This is a genomic window from Catenibacillus scindens (genome assembly GCF_014202115.1).
Lineage (GTDB): Bacteria > Bacillota > Clostridia > Lachnospirales > Lachnospiraceae > Catenibacillus > Catenibacillus scindens.
Window position 1 is genome coordinate 18,427 of record NZ_JACHFW010000014.1, and the last position, 20,934, is coordinate 39,360.

Sequence of the window (20,934 nt, forward strand, 5' to 3'; positions counted from 1 at the left end):
AAACTATTATAGCAAAAAATTATTCACGGGGCAAGAAGTTTTTGAGACAGTTCAGCCATCATGAAGGAACAGGATGGTCTATGCTTGCATAAAGTCCAGCCTGTTCCCTTCATGATGAACTGAGCGCCCTGGATTATACACTGGCTGAAAAGTTGATCTTTCCGGGAATGAGGGTGGGCTCGCATGTGCCGGCCAAATATTCGTTGAGGCGATTCATATCCGGCGCCTGCTTTCCGGTAATGTCGGCGCAGAGGATTGGACGATGTTTCTCACTCCATCCGATGTAGGCCTGGGCGCTGTCAATGCCCTCGTAGTTCTCAAGGACATGTTCCAGCTTCCCAAGATCAAGGAAGGTTCTTCCGGTCAGGTTTTCCGTCATGACTGTGCGGCCGCATGCCTCAAGGACATCCAGGCTGCCGTCGGGCAGAATGCGGGCGTTAAGGCCGGTCTGATAGAGGATGCCTGGGCCGTATGGGTTGGTGATTTTGTCTGTCCAGTCTTTTGTGGGGTGATCCATGATATAAAGATTTCCCCAGGCGCTAAAAGGCTGTTTGCGGCATGTGTCATCAAAAACATAAGCTTTGACCAATGTGTCGGCGGAAACATCGTGGATCATCTCAAAACCTGCCGCCTCGTTGACTGTGCCGGCTTCTACAAAGTAATGCTTCGGGAAAAGATGTTCCGGAAGATGTTTTTTCAGACGGCGGACAGACGGTTCTGTGAGCATGGCTTCCATAATAACGTCCATACACTCCATGAAAATCTTTAACTGCTGCTCATCAAACCGGTTTTTCCAGTATCTCAGCTCATAGAAATAAAATCCTTTTTTGTTGGACATAACCTGGAGATGGAATGGCAGGGCGTCTAACTGGATAGGCTCTCTGTGGGCCGGAGCGCCGCCGATCTCATCCAGATTCAGAATGTCGCCCTGATACTGGAAGAACATTTCATCGGCGTGGAGTGCTGAAAGGTGGCAGCGCATAGTCTCCATGATCTGTCTGGCGGATTTTGACAGAAGCTGGGGAACGGTCTCGTGGGGCACGTTGGTGTATCGGAACAGGTAGCTTGTAAAGAGCGGCCCGGCAAGGCGGGTCCAGCGGCTGTCGGTCCGTCCGCTGTGGATACTTGTGCTGACGGCGTCCTTTTCATTGCTGAAAATACTGATACAGTAATTGAAAGCAGTGAGGAACATAACGTTCTCCGAAACTCTGTTTTTCCGGCAAAAAGCGGCAAGCTGGTTGGGGCTGATGGAAAAACGGCCTCTCAGGGAAGCGTTCTCGCCGTGATCCAGATCATGGAAGTTTCTCAGCGTCAGTATACTCTTGCGGATATGCATATCTTTGGTCAGTTTCAGATAGTAGGCGATATCCTGTTCATGCTTGCCTTTGGCCTCCCGCGCCTTTTCGTCCAGAACAAACTCGTATAAAGTATACTGTTCTTTCTCCACCGGCTTGCCGGCGTAGAGGTCATTGAGATCTTCAAAGAGGATCTTTAATGTCATGCCGTCGCCGACAATGTGGGCGATATCCAGGAAAAGATAGTTGGCGCTGTCAGTCTGGTAAATGCCTGCGTGATAGAGAGGCTCATCTTTTTCGTACATATATGGCACGAGAAGATGTTTACGGGTTTCATCAAATTCCTCATCGCTCTGTTTAATGATGGGAATATTTATTTTTCTGCCATCGTCACGGAAGCTTTTATAAACCCCCTCATCCAGTTGGATAATGGATTTTAAGCCGGGATGGATGTCGAAAAGGTCTTCCACGGCCTTTTGCAGGCGGACAAGGTCAACGCTGTCGTCCAGATGGATCAGCGACGGAAGATTGGCCGTTGTATTGCCCCGCATCACATAGGCAAAGTAAATCTGAAGGTTGGTGAGAGGGTAAACCGGGCGGACAGAGTAGTCCACTTTATCTTCCTTTAATGTCTGTTCATAGTAGGCTTCCAGTTTTTCCACAGAAGCGTGAGCCATAAGATCGTCCAGGGTAATGGAAAAATCCAGTTTTTCCGACAGTTCTGTCAGCAAAAGGACGCTTCCCATGGAATCCATGCCGGCCTTATAAAAATCTGTGTCAATGCCAAACTGTTGGTGGCCTAAAACGCCGGCTGCGCAGTCAAAAATTTTTTGCTGCATAGGAGTTTTTGGAGGGATAAGTCTGGACAGATTTTCACGCTCAGCCTGACGCTGGCTGAAATAATTGGAGCGGATGATCTTGCGGGACGTTGTCTTTTCAAAGGGATCTTTGCGGACACGGAAATTTAAGATCCGCTTAAAAGTGGGGAGCTGTTGGTTGATTTTTGCGATGCTCTCGCCTACAGCACCTTCAATATCCTCAATGTCGTTGGCCTCCGCGTATTTGAAATTAGGATAGATTTCCGCAGTGATGGTGTCGTTTTCCTCAAAGACAAGGATATCTTCCACAATGGTTTCATCCTCAAACATGCGCTCGATTTCTTCTGGCGCTACATTTTCGCCGTTGCTTAAAATGATCAGATTTTTCTTCCGCCCGGTGAGATAGAGGAAGTTTTCGTCATCTACATAGCCCAGGTCCCCGGTGCGCAGCCAGCCGTCATCGGTAATCGCCTTTGCTGTATTTTCCGGATCTTTGTAATAGCCCATCATTACAGAAGGACTCTTGACCTGGATTTCTCCGTCCACAATGCGAACCTGGCAGCGGTCCACGATTTTTCCCACAGAGGCCACTTTGTCCGGGCGGTCCCAGTCCGGGGCGGAGATAACGGGGGAGCATTCAGACATACCGTAGCCCTGGGCGATGGTAATGCCAAGATCCATATAATTTTTCGCCAGTTCCGGTGTAAGATATCCGCCACCGCATACAATACGGTGGAGACGGCGGCCAAAAACTTCACCTTTCAGATCTTCTATGGAACGGTCGGGATTTTGCTTTTTCAGCAGGCACAACCGGTTATATAAGGCTTTGACCACCATAGGCACGGCGCGGAATGATGTGGGCTCAAAAAGACGGAGGTGTTCCACAAGTTTGCTCATATCCCGGTTCAGGCATACAAGAATACCGCGGCGCATGGCGGCTAAAACGTCGCTGTTAATGCAAAAAACGTGGTGGATAGGCAGAATATTTAAGTAAACTTCATTGGTCTGGGGTTTTTTATCTACTGTGCAGAATGTATTGTCAATGAGATTGCGGTTGGAAAGCATGACGCCCTTGCCTTTGCCGGTAGTTCCGGAGGTAAAAAGGATCATCGCGCAGTCATTTTCAGAAACATGAGGTGTAACGGTACGGCCGGCAAATTCTTTTAAAATATTGTCTGAACAGGGGACATGCCTGCCGTGCTGAAGAGATATGTAAGATTTGATCCGGGGACAGCGCTGCCTGGTACCTTCCACAAGGGGATGATGCTCCCAGTCGTAAAAGAGAATGTCCACATCGGAACGGTTGAGACAGTCGGAAAAATTGTCAATGTTAAGCTGGATATCTAAAGGTACAACGGTGTTTCCGTTGCTCATGACGCCCAGCAACACGGCAAGATAATGGTGGCTGCTGCTTCCCATAAGGCCAACCTGGACTTTGTGGCCCACGGCAGCGTCCTGCTCTTTTGTCCATGCGGCAATGGCATTACATTCATCGGCAAACTGGCGGTATGTAACGTCATAGATCACGTCGTTGTCTTCGTAGCGGATGAAGACCCGGTCACCGTACTCCTTTCCGGCATTTTGAACTAGATCATAAATGGTTTTTGTGTTTTCGTAAGTAATCATAACAATCCTCTTCTTAAAACTTCTTCTTTTGCAGCTATTCATCCGCCAGAGGGATGGCTGCAATTTTGCGGGGGAAGCCATGCATTCGACTTTTGGTCGAATATGGATGAGCCTGCGCCGCAGATTTATGTTACGCGAATAATATAGCAAATATCTGCAAAAAATACAATTTAAAATAAAAGTCATATTTTTATATATTTTGACATAAAACAAAAAAACAAAACGTCGGTCGAAAAAACATATCTATGCAATCTGCTATATTTTAAAGGTCTAAAAATGGTAATTTTTCGCATTGACACCAGGGAAAAGGGAGAGAAGAAATTTTAAGATTCCGGGAAAAAGGAGAATTTTATAAAAAAAGCAGCAGTTTGATTTATTCCTGCGGGCGCTGAGTCAAGCGGACGCGCCCGCACGTCAATTTGGCGAACGCCGCCAGGAATGCTGTGTGCCAGTGGCACACGTTTAGCACTGTCCGCAGCGGAGCGAAGACCAAATACCCCGCAGCTTACGCTGCGCTAACTATTTTCATGTCACGTCAGCTTGCTGCGGGGATTTGACTGGGAATAGCGCAACAAGATCCATATGCAGGCATAATCTTGCCCATACCTGATGACCGAACTGCTGCCAAAAGTTCCGACGCGCTAAAGACCGCTTCGAACCGTTACACTTTTACACGATAATAAGACGCCGGCTGTTGACGTGATGGCCAAATTCCGGCATGAAAATAAAGGCTTCTTTATCCGGGTCCAGGTTGTTTTGCATGGCCGGCGGCATATAGGATGATGTAAAGCAGAATCCATAAGTTAGGTCGTGGTATCCCTGGGATAAGCCGCCTTCTTTTGGCACTTTCAAAATGGCCGGGGTGGTGGTGGCCCAGTGGTCTTCCATGTTGGACTTCATTTCCTCAAAGGTATGATCCTGACCGTTAATGTTCCATATAATATCCTCACGGTCAACCTTTTCGCCGTCCACGTAAAGTGTCCCAGGACGGAGTTGGCTCAAAAAGATGCCCCGGTAATAGGGAAGACGTATTTTAAACTGAAATCCGGTGATTTTTCCATTTTCTTTAATATTTCTGAATCCAACTGACTGGATGACTTGTCTTTCAAGCATAAAAACTCCCTCCTAATCTCCAAGATAGCGTTTGAGCATAATGTGCTGTTTTCTCAGGGTCTGACCCACTTCATAGCCGGGATCGTATTTGTCCGCCCCTTCGTATTCGCTGAGAAGGTAGCCGTCCCACTGGTGATCTACAAGAATATCAACAATCTCTTTGTAAGGGATGGTCATCTCCTCAAAATCATCGCTCATATGGTTGAATTTGGCGTGACAGCAGTAAATGTAGGGGAGCAGGGGAATCAGCTCCTCCGGGTTGCTCCAGCGGACGCCAGGGCGCTTGCGCTCATTTTCACTGTAGCGGTTTCTGAACACACTGAAATCAATATTTAACCCGAAATTTTTAGTGCCTGTCTGCTCAATAAATTCCACATAGTCGTTGACCATTTTGGAGTTGAGGACGCTGGGGGTGTGGATCTCCGGGCACATGCGGATGTTGTGTTCCTCGGCCAGGGGCAGTGCCATTTTAATGATCTCCCTCCAGTTTTCTACCGGCTCAAGATCGCCGTTAATCACCGGCATTTTCGTCCGCATGACAGTGAAGCCAAGGCGGGCGGCCAGGCGTATATCTCTTGCCAGCATTTCGTAGGATTCTTCCGTTGTCAGTTCCCTGAAACCGAGAATATGGGAGTCGATCCAGTTGCCGTACTCCACAGGGACGATCTCATATTTATCCAGCAGCTCAAACCACTGATCTACCCACTGGTCTGTGGGGTAAGGATATCCGTCGATATGGGTGTTAGCAAGGATCTCAAGGCCATGGGCTCCCATGTCATACATATCTTCAAAACAGTCCTCAAGATTTTTTGTCATGCCGTATTCTGCAGAGTAACTGTATAAAGAGATGCCCCTTTTTGGCCCTTTGCGCAGGTATTGATACATTATTTTCTCCTCCTTTTGCTCAGCTATTGACAAAATAGCTATCCTATAGTCATAGTTTAAGGAATATGTTCTGGATTTTCCATACATAAAATGGTATGATTATATGGATAAAACAGACTATGCATCGGAAAGATAAAAAGATGATGGGAAACAGGAGTGTGAGATTTCATGGATGTTATGCATGTGGGCAGTTCAGACAGAATGGCCAGGGTCATGAAGTCTTTTCCGGAACATATCCACGGCTACTGGGAGATTATTTATAATAAACAGGGCTCAGGGATCATGACCGTAAAAGATCAGAGATACACTTTTGAACCGGGAGATATTGCTGTCATCCCGCCTTACACGGAGCATAAAAAGGAGTCGGAGAAGGGTTTTGCAGATGTGTGTATGTTTATTAAAAATTTCCGGCCTATCGGCAGAAGCGGGATTCGCATTCTGAGAGACGATGAAGAGGGCACTGTAGACGGCCTGATGAGAATGGCGCGGCGGTATTATGAGGGAAAAAGCGTCTATGAAAAGGCTGTCCTTAATGTGATCGGAGATCTCCTTTATCAGGTTTTGACACTATTTTACATGAAAAACCAGAAAAAAGATCTGCGTCTTGAAGGAATCATGGAAGTGATGCAGAATAATCTGGATAATCCGGACTTTGACCTGTCGTCGGCTATTGCGAAGACTGGATATGCCAAAGATTATTTCCGGCGGATTTTTCGCACTTTTACCGGGGAATCTCCGGTAAATTATTTTCAGAAAATGCGGGTTGAGTATGCCAAGTCTTTGATGAACCAGTATTCAAACAGCAGGAGTATCAAAGACATCGCGTCCTCTTGCGGATTTAAGGATGCTCTGTATTTTTCAAGAATTTTCAAAAAGGTAGAGGGGATGAGTCCCAGGGCCTATATGGAACAGCAGTTTTCCTGTGACCATGAACTGATCCGTATGAATGAGAAGACAGGAGGAAGATGACATGAATGAGAAACGAACAGGGAGAGAATTGCTGATCCGGTACATTTTTCTTGGCGCCGGTCTGGCCATCATGGCTTTTGGCGTGGCTTTTTCCATTAAAGCCAGTTTAGGGACATCGCCTATATCCAGCCTGCCCTATGTAGTCAGTCTGTTCACCCCGCTGACTGTGGGAAATCTGACAATTCTAATGCATATTTTTTTTATTTTACTTCAAATTTTTATTTTGGGAAAAGATTACCAGTGGATACAGTTGATTCAGCTCCCTGTAGCCATTGTTTTCGGATATCTGACAGACCTGGCAGTGTGGGCAACTTCTGGGATCACCTGTACGGCCTACTGGCAGCAGTGGATCGTCTGTCTTGCCGGAATTCTCCTTGTTGGCATCGGCGTCAGTTTTGAGGTGACGGCCAATGTAGTTGTGCTGGCCGGGGAGGGTGTTGTTCTGGCGGTATGCCGGCGGTTTAAACTGCCTTTTGCCAATATGAAGATTGCCTTTGACGTGACCCTGGTGGTATTGTCGGTGATCTTATCACTTATATTTCTCCACAGTCTCCAGGGTGTCCGGGAAGGAACTGTGGCCGCAGCTCTGTGCGTAGGGCTGGTGGCACGGTTTTTCAACAGCTTTTTTAAGAAAATCAATATCCAGAAAGTATTTTCGGCTCTATCTGGCCACTAATCTATCCTTTACTAAGAAGATGGATTTTTGTATAATAAATAAGCATGCATACATACTGGGATTTCCAAAGCGCTAACGGCGTTTTGTGGAATTTAGAAATAAGGAGGTACTGCTGATGATCACACAGCGATTGGAAAAGCTTCGCGGTTTAATGAGCGAACATCATATCCACTATTATATTATTCCCACCAATGATTATCATTTATCTGAATATGTGGGTGACTATTTTTGCGCCAGAAAATATATGTCCGGTTTTACCGGCTCTGCGGGAGTGCTTCTTGTAGGCCGGGATACGGCCGGACTGTGGACAGATGGGCGATATTATATCCAGGCAGAGCGCCAGCTTGAGGGAAGCACCATTACACTGTTTCGCCAGGGCAGCGAAGGGGTGCCGCTTATGGAAGATTATTTAAAATCTGTTTTGAAAAATGGAGAAAATATCGGCTTTGACGGGAGAGTTATGCCGGCTCAGACCGGAGAGGAACTGGAAGATTATGTGACCGCCCGGGGCGGGCATGTGATCTACGACATGGATCTTGTGGGCGAGATCTGGGAGGAGAGACCGTCTTTATCTAATGAGAAGGCATACATTCTGGAAGAAAAATACGCCGGTGAATCTGCCCTGTCAAAACTTGGACGTGTCCGGAAGGCCATGGCCGAGAAAAAGGCGGACTATCATGTGCTGACATCCCTGGACGATATCGCCTGGCTTTTAAACATCCGGGGAAACGATGTGCCCTGTAACCCGGTAGTTTTGTCCTACGGGGTTATTTCTATGGACGGGATGTGGCTGTTTGCCGATGAGAGCAAGTTTGATGGCGCCATGAAAGATTATTTATCCGGAACAGGCGTAACATTGATGCCCTATGACGGTATTTATTCATGGCTCCAATCTGTGGATGAAAATAGCTGCGTCATGCTCAACAAAAAGAAGATCAATTACAGGATTTTCAAGAGTATTCCTAAAAAAGTACGGGTGGTCAACTGTGAGAATCCCACCCTCCTTATGAAGGCGGTGAAGAATGATACAGAGATCAACAACCTGATCCAGGCCCACATTAAAGACGGCGTAGCTTTCACAAAATTTATGTACTGGCTGAAAAATAATATTGGACGTATCCCCATGACGGAGATTTCGGCCAGCGATTATCTTGAGCATTGCCGCCGGGCCCAGGATGGTTTTATTGAGTTAAGTTTTGACACAATCTGCGCCTATAAGGAAAATGCGGCCATGATGCATTACAGTGCCAGTGGAGAACAGAATGCCAGCCTTGAGCCAGAAGGACTTCTTCTGGTGGATTCCGGCGGACAGTACTTTGAGGGAACGACAGATATTACCCGTACCATGGCTCTTGGTCCGGTGTCTGATGAGATTAAAAAACATTATACTGCTGTGCTTAAAGGTATGCTGAACCTGGCCAACGCCCGATTCCTCTATGGCTGTATTGGCATTAATCTGGACATTTTGGCCAGAGGTCCTATGTGGGATATGGATATTGACTATCAGTGCGGCACCGGACACGGTGTAGGTTATCTCCTCAACGTTCATGAAGCCCCCAACGGCTTTCGCTGGAAACATGTCCCGGAACGGGATGACGGGGCGGTTCTTGAGGCCGGCATGGTGACAACCGACGAACCGGGAGTCTATATCGAAGGCAGTCACGGCATCCGTATTGAGAATGAACTTGTGTGCCGCAAAGGGGAGAAAAATGCCTATGGACAGTTTATGTATTTTCAGACCATCACCTTTGCACCCATTGACCTGGATGTGGTGGACGTTAAGTACATGACCCCTGTGGATCTGGAACGGCTTAACAGCTATCACAAGATGGTTTATGAAACAATCTCACCTTACCTGACCGAAGATGAGCGGGAGTGGCTGAAAGTATATACCCGTCCTCTCTAATATACCCCAAATGCATACTCTTGTCCGGGCTGGATATCCTATAGGAAACGTCATAAATATTTGTCGTTTACTATGAATAAGATAATGGCTGGAACGGATATCCAGTATATGAAAAGAGGTTTTGCTATGGATTATGTTAAAGCGTTTCTCATTGGCGGACTGATCTGTGCCCTGGTGCAGATTTTAATGGAAAAGACTCGTATGCTTCCAGGAAGAATCATGGTTTTGCTTGTATGTCTGGGCGTGGCGCTGGGAGCTTTAGGGATCTACGCCCCCTTTCTTGACTTTGCCGGGGCGGGGGCCAGCGTGCCTCTGTGCGGTTTCGGCTACAATCTATGGGTGGGCGTCAAGGACGCCATCAACAATGAAGGCTTTCTTGGGATCTTTAAAGGTGGATTCAGCGCTTGTGCCATTGGGATCAGCGCCACCCTTCTGGCCGGCTTTCTGGCGGCTCTGATCTTTAAACCTAAGACAAAAAAATAAGCAGGCATAAAAAGACCGGCCGCTGAAAGTCCGATTTTAATAACGGATTTTCCAGCGGCCGGTCTTTTTATACTTTTTTCTGAGGAGAGTAAGTCAAATGGACGCGCGCCAGCGCGTCCAAATTGACTTACTCTGTTAAGGTGTTGTTGTGACTGTGGGGTCGGGAGTGACAGTGGCGGCACCGTCGGCGGCGCCTGTGCCTCCGTTTGTTGTGGTCGTACCGTCATCCGTCACTGCCGGGGCCTGGGTCTGAGGCTGGCAGGTACAGGTGTAAGACGGAATATAGCTTGACCACCGGGTTCCCGGACTGTTTTCAGTGGCGATGCCGCCGCATACGGTGCATACGGCAATGGTCTGACACTGGGTACAAGTCTCAGACGGAACTTTGTCCGCAGCCATGATCTCAGTGACTGCCGGGCATCCATAGCCGGCTTTAAGTCCTGTGTTGGAACATACAGTGGCCTGGACAATGCCGTCAGGCTGTTCAAACTCTTTGTCTTCAAGGCTCTTTACAGAATTAATCTGGGTCATGATTTCTCCCCACAGGACTTCATGCTGATAAAGCTGGAAGCCGGGGCGGCTGGTCGGGTCAATATTGTTGTCGTAGCCAAACCAGATACCGGCAGTATAGTAAGGTGAATATCCTACAAACCAGGTGTCTTTGTAATTATCTGTTGTACCGGTCTTTCCCGCGATGGTCATGTTGGGAACTCTTACATAATAGTGAGCAGTACCGGCAGGATTGGTGATAACATCTTCCATGGCGCTGGTCAGCTCATAGGCCGTGGTAGGCTTAATGGCTGTGGATGTCTCCGGGTTGTCTGCAGGGTTTTCCAGCAGAACGTTGCCCTCGGAATCCAGAACTTTGGAGTAGAATACTGGGCGGGTATACTGTCCCTGGTTGGCGATGGAGGCAAAGGCGGCTGTCAGTTCCAGGTTGCTTACACCGTTGGTGATACCGCCGATGGCCAGCACGTCCACCGCGTCATTGACCATGTCAATGGATGAAAAGTGGAAATTCTCAGTGAGATATTTCAGGGCAAGATCGGTGCCTACATCTTCCTGGAGCGTCCGCACAGCTACCGTGTTTTTGGATTGGATAATGGCGTTGCGGAAGGTCATGTTTGTGCCCGTCTGACTGTGATCAACATTTTGTACAGTATGGACGATATCGCCGGATCTAATCTCAACATTTTTATCAATCTTTGTGCTGGCCAGGGTATCACCCTGGGCGTCCAGGGCAGGGGCGTAGGTGGAGACGATCTTAAAGACGGAACCTGGCTGGCGCAGAGCGTCGGTGGCACGATTAAAGGTAAAGTTTGCTGTTTTTTCGCCCCGGCCGCCGCTTAAAGCCACTACATAGCCGCTGGACTGGTCAATGACAACGAAAGAGGACTGAACCTGTGGGGAGAGTGTGTAATCTTCCACGTACTTTGTCTCTCCCTCTACAATACCCAGGGAATCCTTAAATCCCTGGATGGCTTCCATGGCCGTTTCCTCTGAGGAGAAGAAAGCATACTCGCCGCCGCCGGTATATTCCAGAAGATTATCTGTGTGGTAATCTACCGTTGTGTCATCATCAGGGTCATCGGGATTGGTATAAATGGACAGGTTATATTCCAGCAGATACTCAGTGTTTGGGAAGTTGGAATCATCGGCGTAAGCCGCGTCCACCACCTGCTGGATATCCGGATCCTGGGCCAGGTAAATCATGATTCCCCCGCTGTAGACTTCATCATAGGCATCCTCTTCGGTATAGTCCAGCTTTGTCTGAAGATCCTCGATGACCTGCTCAATGGCGGCCTCCTCGTAAAAGGTATAAACTTCCGCCTGCTCCGCAGTATAGGCGGCAGCATTTTCAGCGATAACATCGTAAATGTCTGTGTCAGCGAGCGCTTCATCCCTTGTGGCCTCGTCAATGAGGCCTTGTTCATACATATAATTAATGGTTGTTTCCCGCCGGGTATTGTTGACTTTCGGGTTATCTACAGGATTATTGTTGGTCGGGCTCTGAGCAATACTTGCCAGAACTGCAGCCTCGGAGACATTCAGCTCTGAAGCGTGCTTGTTAAAGTAATAGTTGGCGGCGGCCTCGACGCCGTAGCAGCTCCGTCCAAGATTGATAATATTTAAGTAAGCCTCCAGTATCTCATCTTTGCTTAATTGTTTTTCAAGCTCCAGGGCGAGGTACTGTTCCTGGAATTTCCGGCGAAAACGCAGAAGCTGGTTCGTCTCGGCACCGCCGGAAAATACCGTCAGCTTTAAAAGCTGCTGGGTAATCGTACTTGCGCCTTCTGTGAAAGAACCGCCGTTGGCGATGCCTACAAAAAAGGCGCGGACGATACCTCTCGGATCTATACCGTTGTGGGTGCGGAAACGCTCGTCTTCCAGGGCGATGAAAGCGTTCTGGACATTCTCGTTGATCTGGTCGATGGATACATAAACACGGTTGGAGTTGGTACCGATAATTTCATGCTGGAGCGTGCCGTCAATACTGTAAATGTAGGACTTGAATCCTTTCGGGGCGATATCGCTCAGATCAAGTTCAGGGGAACTGTCGATAATCCCCCGAAATCCTCCGACGCCGGCGGATACGCCAATGACAGCCACAAGAATGAAACATATAATAAACACCCGGAATACGGTGAAGCCTACTTTCTTTTCTGCTTTCCTGGCACCGGAGCGCAAATTCTGTTTCTTTTTTGATATGCCGTATTTACTATAATCCAATGATTGATTCCTCCTTTGCCGATAAAACTAAATCCCGCCATATCTGGAAGGATTAGTGATTTCCGTGGGCAGTGAGCCAAGCGGACGCGCTCGCGCGTCCATTTGGCGAACGCCGCGAGAGTCAAATACCACGCAGCTCGCTGCGGGGTATTTGACTCTGGTCATTTTCCTCCCTATTATAGCAAATAAATGTGTCTAAATAAAGGATAAATTTATACAATAAATCATTTCCCAGGGAGGTCAGATATGATACACTATAAACGAAAGATTTATCAGACAAGGGAAGATATCGGCTGCCGCTGACTAAAATCCCGCGCCAAGTCCTGCGGGTGGGACTTGAAAAAGAAAGCAGGTTTGTATTATAAATGGAAGAAATATGTAAGATTATTTATAAAGGCGGAAGCGGGGAAATCACTGAAAAGAAATCCCGTTTTATAGCCACCATATGGCCGGCGCATACGGAGGAGGAAGCCCAGACTTTTATTGAGCGGATACGGAAGAAATACTGGGATGCCCGGCACAATTGTTATGCCTATGTGATCGGGGATAACAACCAGATTTCCAGATGTTCCGATGACGGCGAACCGTCACAGACGGCGGGAAAGCCCATACTGGATGTACTTAGGGGCGCTAAAGTACACGACGCTGTGGCTGTAGTAACCCGGTATTTTGGCGGCACACTTCTGGGAACAGGGGGGCTTGTCCGTGCCTACTCCGCTGCGGTATCCGAGGGGCTTTTACATTGCCAGGTCGGGGAGAAAAGGCCGTGTGCCAGACTGCGGATTATTTCTGATTACACCGCCCTTGGAAAGATCCGCTATATCGGGACAAATATGGAGCTTGTTCCTCTGGAATGCAACTACGGCAGCCAGGTGGAGGAGACATGGATGGTTCCCGGAGAACTGAAGGAGGGTTTTATTAAGAAAGTGACCCAGGCCACTTCCGGACAGGCGAAAATTGAGGATCAGGGCATGGCGTCGGCCATATTTGTGGACGGCGTTTTGACAGATCTTTGGCAGAACCAGAGAGAATAAAGGCTTTGCCTGAGAATATCGGCTTTTTTAATAGGAGGTATTGGAAATAATAACTTTCCACAAAGTCTTGACAATGGTATACTAAAGACAGTACAGGGAGAAATCTGGTACAAAGCTTGAAGGAGGAATGAGTATGGAAGTTTTGATTTTAGGCGGCGTTGCCGCCGGGACAAAGGCTGCGGCCAAAATAAAAAGGGAGATGCCGGAGGCGAAAGTGACCCTGGTGACAAAAAGCGGGGATGTCTCTTATGCCGGATGCGGTCTCCCCTATTATGTGGGCAATGTGATCCGCGATAAGGCTTCCCTCATCGTGAATACGCCCCAGAGCTTTTCTGATCTTACAGGCGTTGACGTGGTGACGCAGATGGAGGCGGTAGCTGTGGACCGGGCGGCCAAAAAGGTGACGGCGAGAAGTGTGACCAGCCAGGAAGAATGTGTTTATTCTTATGATAAACTGGTGATCGCCACCGGCGCCAGTCCTGTAAAGCCACCGGTGGATGGAACAGATCTTGAGGGCGTTTATTTTATGCGTACGCCCCAGGATGCCATCGCTGTCCGTGAAGCGGTAGACTGCGGCAGCGTAAAGCGGGCAGTTGTTGTGGGTGCCGGTCTGATTGGCCTGGAAGTGGCCGAAAATCTGGCGGCAAGAAACGTTATGGTTTCCGTAATCGACATGGCGCCTCAGATCCTTCCAGGCTTTGACACGGAGATGGCAGCCTATGTGGAAAACTGGCTGGCTGACCATGATATTATGACTTTTACAGGGACAAAGCTTGAGGCCATTTTAGGTGAAGGCCATGTGGAAAAAGTAAAAACCGGAAGAAGAGCCATGAAGGCGGATATGGTGATCTTATCTGCGGGAATCCGGCCAAACACCGGTTTCCTCAAAGACAGCGGCATTGAGCTGTGGCCCAATGGCACAGTTAAGGTCGATGAATATTTAAGAACCAGCGATGAAAATATTTACGCCGTAGGCGACTGCGCCAGCGTGACCAACCGGTTGACCGGAAAGACGGCCTGGTCGCCTATGGGATCCTCCGCCAATATGGAGGGGCGCATCGCTGCGAGAAATATCTGTGGGGAACAGGTCAAATATCCGGGAGTTTTAGGTACGGCGGTAGCTCGACTGGCGGGAATTAATGTGGGACGCACCGGCCTTAACGAGTCGGACGCCCGGCAGCAGGGTTATGATGTGATCACCGCTTTGTGTGTGGTGGACGATAAAGCCAGCTATTATCCCGGAGCTTCCAATTTTATTATTAAACTTGTGGCTGATAAGACTACAGACCAGTTCCTTGGCCTTCAGGTCATCGGCGCTGGAGCTGTGGACAAAGTGGTGGATATCGCGGTTATGGCCCTGTCCATGAAGGCGAAAGTAGCGGATATGGAAGATCTGGATCTGTCCTATGCGCCGCCTTTCTCCACAGCCATCCATCCTCTTGTAACCGCTGTCAATGTGTTAAAGAATAAAATGAGCGGCCGGATGGATTCCATAACACCGGCAGAGTATGAGGCGGGTAAAGCCAAAGGTTTTCAGATCATAGACCTTGGGAAAGTCCCCTCCATTGACAAGGCACTTTATGTCCGCCTTGAAGATGTAAAACCGGGCTATGACGGGCTGGATAAAGAAAATCCGCTGCTTCTCGTATGTACCAGAGGCCGTCGTGCTTATATGAGTCAGGTACAGCTTAAAGCCTCCGGATATACCAATGCCCGTGTCCTTGAGGGCGGCACAAGCTTTAATACTATTGAGGATGAAGAAGAATAAGGAGGATTTTATTTATGGCAACATTGACAGTCAGTGCGGATAATGAAAAGCGTGTAAAAGCCATGGGCTTTTTAAGCAACAAAGGGACAGATAATTTTTCCGGGCGTATTATTACGGTCAATGGAAAAGTATCCGCCGAGCAGATGGAATGTATCGCCCAGGCAGCTAAACTTTACGGAAACGGCGTAGTGACATTTACTACCCGTCTGACAGTGGAAGTCCAGGGCATTCCCTATGAGAAGATTGAAGAATTTCAGCAGTACATAGCTAAAGCCGGTCTTGTGACCGGCGGTACAGGCTCCAAAGTGCGCCCTGTGGTTTCATGTAAAGGGACAACTTGCCAGTACGGCCTTATTGATACTTTCGCCCTGTCTGAGGAGATCCACCACCGTTTTTATGAGGGATATGCCGGAGTGCGCCTCCCCCACAAATTTAAGATCGCCGTAGGCGGATGTCCAAATAACTGTGTAAAGCCGGATCTCAATGATATCGGCATTATCGGACAGAGGATTCCCAATTTTGACGAAGACTGCTGCAACGGATGTAAGAAATGTTCCGTGGAGGCGGCATGTCCCATGGGAGCGGCCAAGGTCGCGGACGGCCTTTTGGAGATTGACCCGGAACTGTGCAATAACTGTGGGCGCTGCGTAGGCAAGTGCCGTTTCGATGCCATTGAGGACGGACAGACTGGCTACCGTATTTATATTGGCGGACGCTGGGGCAAAAAAGTGGCTCAAGGCAAGTCTCTGCCAAAAGTATTTACGGACAAAGAGGAGGCTTTGTCTGTCATCGAGAAGGCAATCCTTCTTTTCCGCGAGCAGGGAAAGACCGGGGAGAGATTTTCTCAGACCATTGACCGCATTGGTTTCGATGATGTGGCAAAACAGCTTCTTTCTGACGATATTCTTGAGCGGAAACAGGCGATCCTGGACGCCCAGCTTCACCTGACCGGAGGGGCGACCTGCTGAGCCGGGCCTGACTGGGATATCCGAAATAGCATTTAAAAGTCACCTACTCTGGCGCTGACGGTTTTGTCTTTCTGTTTCGGGAAAGAACCGGAAGCGCCGGAGTTTTTTTTATGTCATAGGAAACTTTGCTATGACAATGACATAAAAAAATGCTCCGCGTAGGATCGCACTGCGGCGTAGAAGAAAATGTCGCCGGATGCGACCCGCCGCAGGCGGAGAATCCTGCGAAGCAGGATTCTTTTTTATTTTTGATGGCCGAACTGTGGAATAAAATAGATTGAAATATTGCACTAATTAGGCTATGATAGAAATGCAAACTCCGTTTAAAGGAGGTGGCTTAGAGTGGCAGAAGTATCCGGCGGCTATGAATACGGACATAGACTAAGTCTTACGGAGATTTTGGGAGAACTGACCCGCAAAGAACTGGAAAGTCTTTGCAGGGAGCATGAGATTACAGGTTTTTCACGTTTAAATAAGCTAGAACTGATTAAAAAAATTTCTCAGTATATTTTAACGATGCCGGTAATCTACAATTATTTTATCTGTATGAATGACAGCGAAATTGAATATGTGCGGATGGCACGTGATACCGATGGTATTGTGGAGGATGCTGAGCCTGAGGCTTTTTCTTATCTGATCATCGGCGGTTATGCCGGCTTTAACCAGAACCTGGATTTCGGGATTCCCTGGGAAGTTCTTGAGCTGTTTGACCGCTTTGACGATGAAGCCTTTGAGGAGAAGCGCCAAAGGATCTGTCTCATTGGAAATTACAGCCATATTGCGAATTATTTGTACGGCGTCACGCCGCCAATGACTGTGGTAAAGATGTTTAACCGCAATGAGAAGAAAAAGACGGACTGGGCTGAGGTGGTCCATGTTTATGATACCATACAAAAGTACCGGTGTGATTTTATATACCGGGACAATTATTTTATTGACACAGCCTTCTCTAAAGGTTATGAGGATCTTCTCAGACTTCAGGGTAATATTCCCTACTATCTGCCCGGCAGGGAGCAGGTGGAAGAGTGGTGTCAGGTGGGTTTTCCAGCGGTGACCAGCTATTTGATGGAACTTTATAAGTATATGGTGGAACAGTTGTGGACTGACGAAGATACGGCTGCAGACGTTTGTTTTATGATGGAAAATACCCTCCATGTGGGCTGCTGTATCGGTTCTGTTATGAACCAGCTTAAAAATATCGGGGTTTACGGACGCACGCGGCGTCAGCGCAGAGAATTTCAGGCACTGCTTGAAAATCTTTTGAATCATTCGCGAATGATCATTTACCGCGGACATACTCCGCTGGAAGCTGCCCGCCTTAGGGCAGGAAAGTAAGATAAATGGCAACAGTTCAATCATTAAAAAAGGGCGGGGTGAACTGTTACGATAAATGGAATTAAAGGAGAGATGTTTTATGTCAAAGACAAAGATAATTATGCATGGCTGCAATGGGGCCATGGGACAGGTCATCAGCAGATTGGCTGCCCAGAGCGACAGTGTTGAGATTGTTGCCGGTCTGGATATTGCCGATAAGGGCCTTTATGAATATCCGGTTTTTGTGAACCCGGTAGACTGTCAGGTGGAGGCGGATGTAATTGTAGATTTCTCCGTGGCAAAAGCTGTGGATGGCCTTTTAACTTTCGCTCTTGAAAGAAAGCTGCCTTTAGTTTTGTGTACGACAGGTCTTAGTGAGGCGCAGTTAAAGAGGGTGGGGGAAGTGTCTGAAACTATCCCGGTTCTTAAATCCGCCAATATGTCTCTGGGAGTCAACACTGTATTTAAACTTGTGGCAGCGGCGGCAAAAATCCTTGCCCACAGCGGCTACGATATTGAGATTGTGGAAAAGCACCATAATCAGAAATTGGACGCCCCATCCGGGACTGCACTGGCGATTGCCGATGCTATGAATGAAGTCTTGAATCATGAGTATACTTACAAACTGGATCGGAGCAGCACCCGGGAGAAGAGAGACCCAAAAGAAATCGGCATTCAGTCTGTTCGAGGCGGAAATATTGTAGGTGAACACGAAGTTCTGTTCTGCGGTACCGATGAGGTTGTGGAGATCAGGCATACCGCCTATTCCAAAGCTATTTTCGCGAAAGGGGCCATGGAAGCCGCTGTCTTCCTTAAAGACAAGAAGCCTGGACTGTACACTATGGCTGATGTTATCGGGTGACTCGCAAATGTTAATGAAGGATGGATTTATCCGGGTTGCCGCCGCTACGCCAAAAATCCGCGTGGCGGATTGTATATACAATGAAGAGCAGATGGAAAATGATATCCGCCAGGCTGCCGAGCGGGGAGCCAAGCTTATTGTGTTCCCTGAGCTTTGTCTCACCGGATATACATGCGGCGATCTGTTTTTGCAGAGAAGCCTGTTAGACGGTGCGGCGGCAGCTCTGGAAGAGCTGATTCGCTTTTCAAAAAACGAAGATATGGTCATTGTTGCCGGCCTTCCTGTTTCCATTGGACAAAAGCTCTACAATGTGGCCGCGATAGTACAAAAAGGTGTGTTGCTTGGCCTTGTCCCCAAAACGAATATACCAAATTATTCGGAATTTTATGAGGCCCGCCATTTTAATCCCGGCCCGCAAAAACCCCGGAAGATCTATTTTGGCGGGCAGGAGACGTGGTTTGGCACACAGCTTTTATTTTCCTGTGTGAATATGCGAGATTTTGTCTTTGCCATAGAGATCTGCGAGGATTTGTGGGTGCCTGCGCCGCCAAGTATTTCCCACGCCTGCGCCGGGGCCACAGTTATCGCTAACCTGTCGGCCAGCGACGAGATCACCGGGAAGGATAATTACCGCAGAGATCTTGTCAGCGGACAGTCCGCCCGCCTTGTATGCGGTTACATTTATGCTGACGCCGGCCAGGGGGAATCCACCACAGACCTTGTCTTTGGCGGACATGACCTGATTGCGGAAAACGGACAGATCCTGCGGGAATCCAATCGTTTTGAGACGGGGATCATTTACGGGGATCTGGATATTGAAAAGCTTGCCTGTGAGCGGCGGCGGATGACTACTTTCCAGACAAAGGGCCAGGAAGATTATGTTGTCGTGGATTTTGAACTGGGTGTGTCCGACATAAATCTGGAGCGCTACATTGACCCCGCGCCTTTTGTCCCGTCAGATATGCGGGAGAGGGAGAAACGGTGCGAAGAGATATTGACCATTCAGGCCCTGGGCCTTAAAAAGCGGCTGGAGCATACCCACTGCGGCCATGCCGTCGTCGGCATTTCCGGGGGGCTTGATTCAACTCTGGCTCTCCTTGTCATGGTGAAAGCTTTCGATATGCTGGACATGGACCGGAAGCATATTATTGCCGTGACCATGCCCTGCTTTGGCACCACAGACCGGACATACAACAATGCCTGCCGTCTTGTGAAAACCCTTGGGGCGACTTTAAAGGAAGTGGATATTCGGGATTCCGTCCGGGTTCATTTCCGAGATATCGGCCAGGATGAATCCGTCCACGATGTGACCTATGAAAATGGTCAGGCCAGAGAGCGGACTCAGGTGCTGATGGATATTGCCAACCAGAAGGGCGGGCTTGTCATCGGCACAGGGGATATGTCGGAGCTGGCTCTGGGCTGGGCCACATACAATGGAGATCATATGTCTATGTACGGCGTCAACGCCTCAGTTCCAAAGACTCTGGTGCGTCATCTCGTCCGCTATTTTGCCGATACGGCAAAAGATCAGGTGTTAAAAGACACCCTCCAGGATGTGCTGGATACGCCGGTCAGCCCTGAGCTGATCCCTCCCAAGGATGGAGAGATCTCCCAGAGGACTGAGGATTTGGTGGGGCCTTATGAACTCCACGATTTCTTCCTGTACTATGTCATGCGTTTTGGCTTCCGGCCGTCAAAGATCTACTGGATGGCCTGCCAGGCTTTTGATGGAAGTTATGAGCCTCAGACCATATTTAAGTGGCTGCAGAAGTTTTACTGGCGTTTTTTCTCCCAGCAGTTTAAGCGGTCCTGCCTTCCCGACGGGCCTAAAGTGGGAAGTGTGGCCCTCTCGCCAAGAGGGGACTGGCGGATGCCCAGTGACGCCAGCGTTGCCTTGTGGCAGAAAGATCTGGAACGGCTGTCAATGGAGATATAGAGCTTTTGGGAAAGCATAGTTACGGTTCACAGACAAGAGCCGTAATTATGCTTTCCTTTGCTGTCTTAGCAGGAGGAAAATTCACGGCTCAGGTTGGGGAGGTGTTTTGGGCTTTGTCAAGGGCCTGGTCCACCGCCTGAATGAGAAGCTGCCCGGTATACTGGCTGGAACTGTCAAATGTGATCTCTTCCAGAGGAACATTCCCGGAAAGCTGTGTCTGGATATCTGCCATACATGTCTCAAGAAGGGGATACATGGTAGCCACAGAGTCTTCAAGCCAGACAAGCCAGGCACCGTTAATATGTTCGCTGTCCACAGCGACGCACACATCTACACCGTTATTATTCAGCACAAGGGAAGATGTGTAGACGCCGGGAATATATGTGGCGGATGTATTTACAGAAGGCAGAACGCTGCTTTTATTATTTCCGCCAAACATAAAGATCAGCAGAAGGATAAGTATGACGGCGAACACAAGAAAGAGGATGGTATAGATGATCTCTTTCATACGGACCACAACAATATGCGTTTTTGATTTCATGGGCACCCTC

General features: G+C 48.5%; 15 protein-coding genes. 10 read left to right on the top strand and 5 right to left on the bottom strand.

What is annotated here, in order from left to right:
- Positions 1–133: 133 nt before the first annotated feature.
- From HNP82_RS14105 to HNP82_RS14115, 3 genes are all read right to left on the bottom strand, one after another.
- Positions 134–3,739: an AMP-binding protein gene (locus HNP82_RS14105; RefSeq protein WP_183775752.1), complete on the bottom strand. Its 3,606-nt coding sequence runs from the start codon at positions 3,737–3,739 to the stop codon at positions 134–136.
- A 669-nt stretch (positions 3,740–4,408) separates the two neighbouring features.
- Positions 4,409–4,852, bottom strand: a complete 444-nt coding sequence (locus HNP82_RS14110; protein WP_183775754.1) for a C-glycoside deglycosidase beta subunit domain-containing protein — start codon at positions 4,850–4,852, stop codon at positions 4,409–4,411.
- Positions 4,853–4,864: 12 nt separating this feature from the next.
- Positions 4,865–5,737, bottom strand: a complete 873-nt coding sequence (locus tag HNP82_RS14115) for a sugar phosphate isomerase/epimerase family protein (protein ID WP_183775756.1) — start codon at positions 5,735–5,737, stop codon at positions 4,865–4,867.
- Positions 5,738–5,905: 168 nt separating this feature from the next.
- On the opposite strand from HNP82_RS14115, the gene HNP82_RS14120 reads away from it, so the two are divergent.
- The 4 genes from HNP82_RS14120 to HNP82_RS14135 all read left to right on the top strand — a co-directional run bounded on the left by HNP82_RS14120 (position 5,906) and on the right by HNP82_RS14135 (position 9,771).
- Positions 5,906–6,706, top strand: coding sequence for an AraC family transcriptional regulator (locus tag HNP82_RS14120; protein WP_183775758.1), 801 nt, complete (start codon positions 5,906–5,908; stop codon positions 6,704–6,706).
- Between the two features lies 1 nt (position 6,707).
- Positions 6,708–7,382 carry a YczE/YyaS/YitT family protein gene (locus HNP82_RS14125; protein ID WP_183775760.1) on the top strand — a complete coding sequence of 225 codons (675 nt, stop codon included), beginning with the start codon at positions 6,708–6,710 and terminating at the stop codon, positions 7,380–7,382.
- 115 nt (positions 7,383–7,497) lie between these two features.
- Positions 7,498–9,288, top strand: coding sequence for an aminopeptidase P family protein (locus HNP82_RS14130; protein ID WP_183775762.1), 1,791 nt, complete (start codon positions 7,498–7,500; stop codon positions 9,286–9,288).
- 126 nt (positions 9,289–9,414) lie between these two features.
- Complete coding sequence (locus HNP82_RS14135) at positions 9,415–9,771, top strand: SpoVA/SpoVAEb family sporulation membrane protein (RefSeq protein ID WP_183775764.1); 357 nt, start codon at positions 9,415–9,417, stop codon at positions 9,769–9,771.
- Between the two features lie 135 nt (positions 9,772–9,906).
- Here the strand turns inward: HNP82_RS14135 and HNP82_RS14140 are convergent, their stop codons facing one another.
- On the bottom strand, positions 9,907–12,501 hold the full coding sequence (locus tag HNP82_RS14140; RefSeq protein WP_183775772.1) for a transglycosylase domain-containing protein: 2,595 nt from the start codon (positions 12,499–12,501) through the stop codon (positions 9,907–9,909).
- Positions 12,502–12,866: 365 nt separating this feature from the next.
- Here HNP82_RS14140 and HNP82_RS14145 point away from each other — a divergent pair, with 365 nt between their 5' ends.
- From HNP82_RS14145 to HNP82_RS14170, 6 genes are all read left to right on the top strand, one after another.
- Positions 12,867–13,535, top strand: a complete 669-nt coding sequence (locus tag HNP82_RS14145) for a YigZ family protein (protein WP_183775774.1) — start codon at positions 12,867–12,869, stop codon at positions 13,533–13,535.
- Positions 13,536–13,668: 133 nt separating this feature from the next.
- Positions 13,669–15,303 carry an FAD-dependent oxidoreductase gene (locus tag HNP82_RS14150; protein ID WP_183775776.1) on the top strand — a complete coding sequence of 545 codons (1,635 nt, stop codon included), beginning with the start codon at positions 13,669–13,671 and terminating at the stop codon, positions 15,301–15,303.
- 14 nt (positions 15,304–15,317) lie between these two features.
- Complete coding sequence (locus HNP82_RS14155; RefSeq protein ID WP_183775778.1) at positions 15,318–16,271, top strand: 4Fe-4S binding protein; 954 nt, start codon at positions 15,318–15,320, stop codon at positions 16,269–16,271.
- Between the two features lie 342 nt (positions 16,272–16,613).
- Entirely contained in the window at positions 16,614–17,606 is a 993-nt protein-coding gene (locus HNP82_RS14160) for a hypothetical protein (protein WP_183775780.1), read from the top strand.
- Between the two features lie 79 nt (positions 17,607–17,685).
- Positions 17,686–18,447, top strand: a complete 762-nt coding sequence (dapB, locus tag HNP82_RS14165) for a 4-hydroxy-tetrahydrodipicolinate reductase (protein WP_183775782.1) — start codon at positions 17,686–17,688, stop codon at positions 18,445–18,447.
- Positions 18,448–18,460: 13 nt separating this feature from the next.
- The gene (locus HNP82_RS14170) at positions 18,461–20,383 is read left to right on the top strand and encodes an NAD(+) synthase (protein WP_183775806.1); all 1,923 of its coding nucleotides are present in this window, start codon (positions 18,461–18,463) and stop codon (positions 20,381–20,383) included.
- A gap of 88 nt (positions 20,384–20,471) precedes the next feature.
- Here the strand turns inward: HNP82_RS14170 and HNP82_RS14175 are convergent, their stop codons facing one another.
- Positions 20,472–20,924, bottom strand: coding sequence for a hypothetical protein (locus HNP82_RS14175; protein WP_183775784.1), 453 nt, complete (start codon positions 20,922–20,924; stop codon positions 20,472–20,474).
- Positions 20,925–20,934 lie beyond the last annotated feature (10 nt).

Coding starts and splice junctions, on each gene's coding strand:
- HNP82_RS14170 (WP_183775806.1), top strand. CDS start 18,461: ATGAAGGATGGATTTATCCGGGTTGCCGCCGCTACGCCAAAAATCCGC.
- HNP82_RS14120 (WP_183775758.1), top strand. CDS start 5,906: ATGGATGTTATGCATGTGGGCAGTTCAGACAGAATGGCCAGGGTCATG.
- HNP82_RS14105 (WP_183775752.1), bottom strand. CDS start 3,739: ATGATTACTTACGAAAACACAAAAACCATTTATGATCTAGTTCAAAAT.
- HNP82_RS14130 (WP_183775762.1), top strand. CDS start 7,498: ATGATCACACAGCGATTGGAAAAGCTTCGCGGTTTAATGAGCGAACAT.
- HNP82_RS14145 (WP_183775774.1), top strand. CDS start 12,867: ATGGAAGAAATATGTAAGATTATTTATAAAGGCGGAAGCGGGGAAATC.
- HNP82_RS14175 (WP_183775784.1), bottom strand. CDS start 20,924: ATGAAATCAAAAACGCATATTGTTGTGGTCCGTATGAAAGAGATCATC.
- HNP82_RS14155 (WP_183775778.1), top strand. CDS start 15,318: ATGGCAACATTGACAGTCAGTGCGGATAATGAAAAGCGTGTAAAAGCC.
- HNP82_RS14135 (WP_183775764.1), top strand. CDS start 9,415: ATGGATTATGTTAAAGCGTTTCTCATTGGCGGACTGATCTGTGCCCTG.
- HNP82_RS14110 (WP_183775754.1), bottom strand. CDS start 4,852: ATGCTTGAAAGACAAGTCATCCAGTCAGTTGGATTCAGAAATATTAAA.
- HNP82_RS14125 (WP_183775760.1), top strand. CDS start 6,708: ATGAATGAGAAACGAACAGGGAGAGAATTGCTGATCCGGTACATTTTT.
- dapB (WP_183775782.1), top strand. CDS start 17,686: ATGTCAAAGACAAAGATAATTATGCATGGCTGCAATGGGGCCATGGGA.
- HNP82_RS14115 (WP_183775756.1), bottom strand. CDS start 5,737: ATGTATCAATACCTGCGCAAAGGGCCAAAAAGGGGCATCTCTTTATAC.
- HNP82_RS14150 (WP_183775776.1), top strand. CDS start 13,669: ATGGAAGTTTTGATTTTAGGCGGCGTTGCCGCCGGGACAAAGGCTGCG.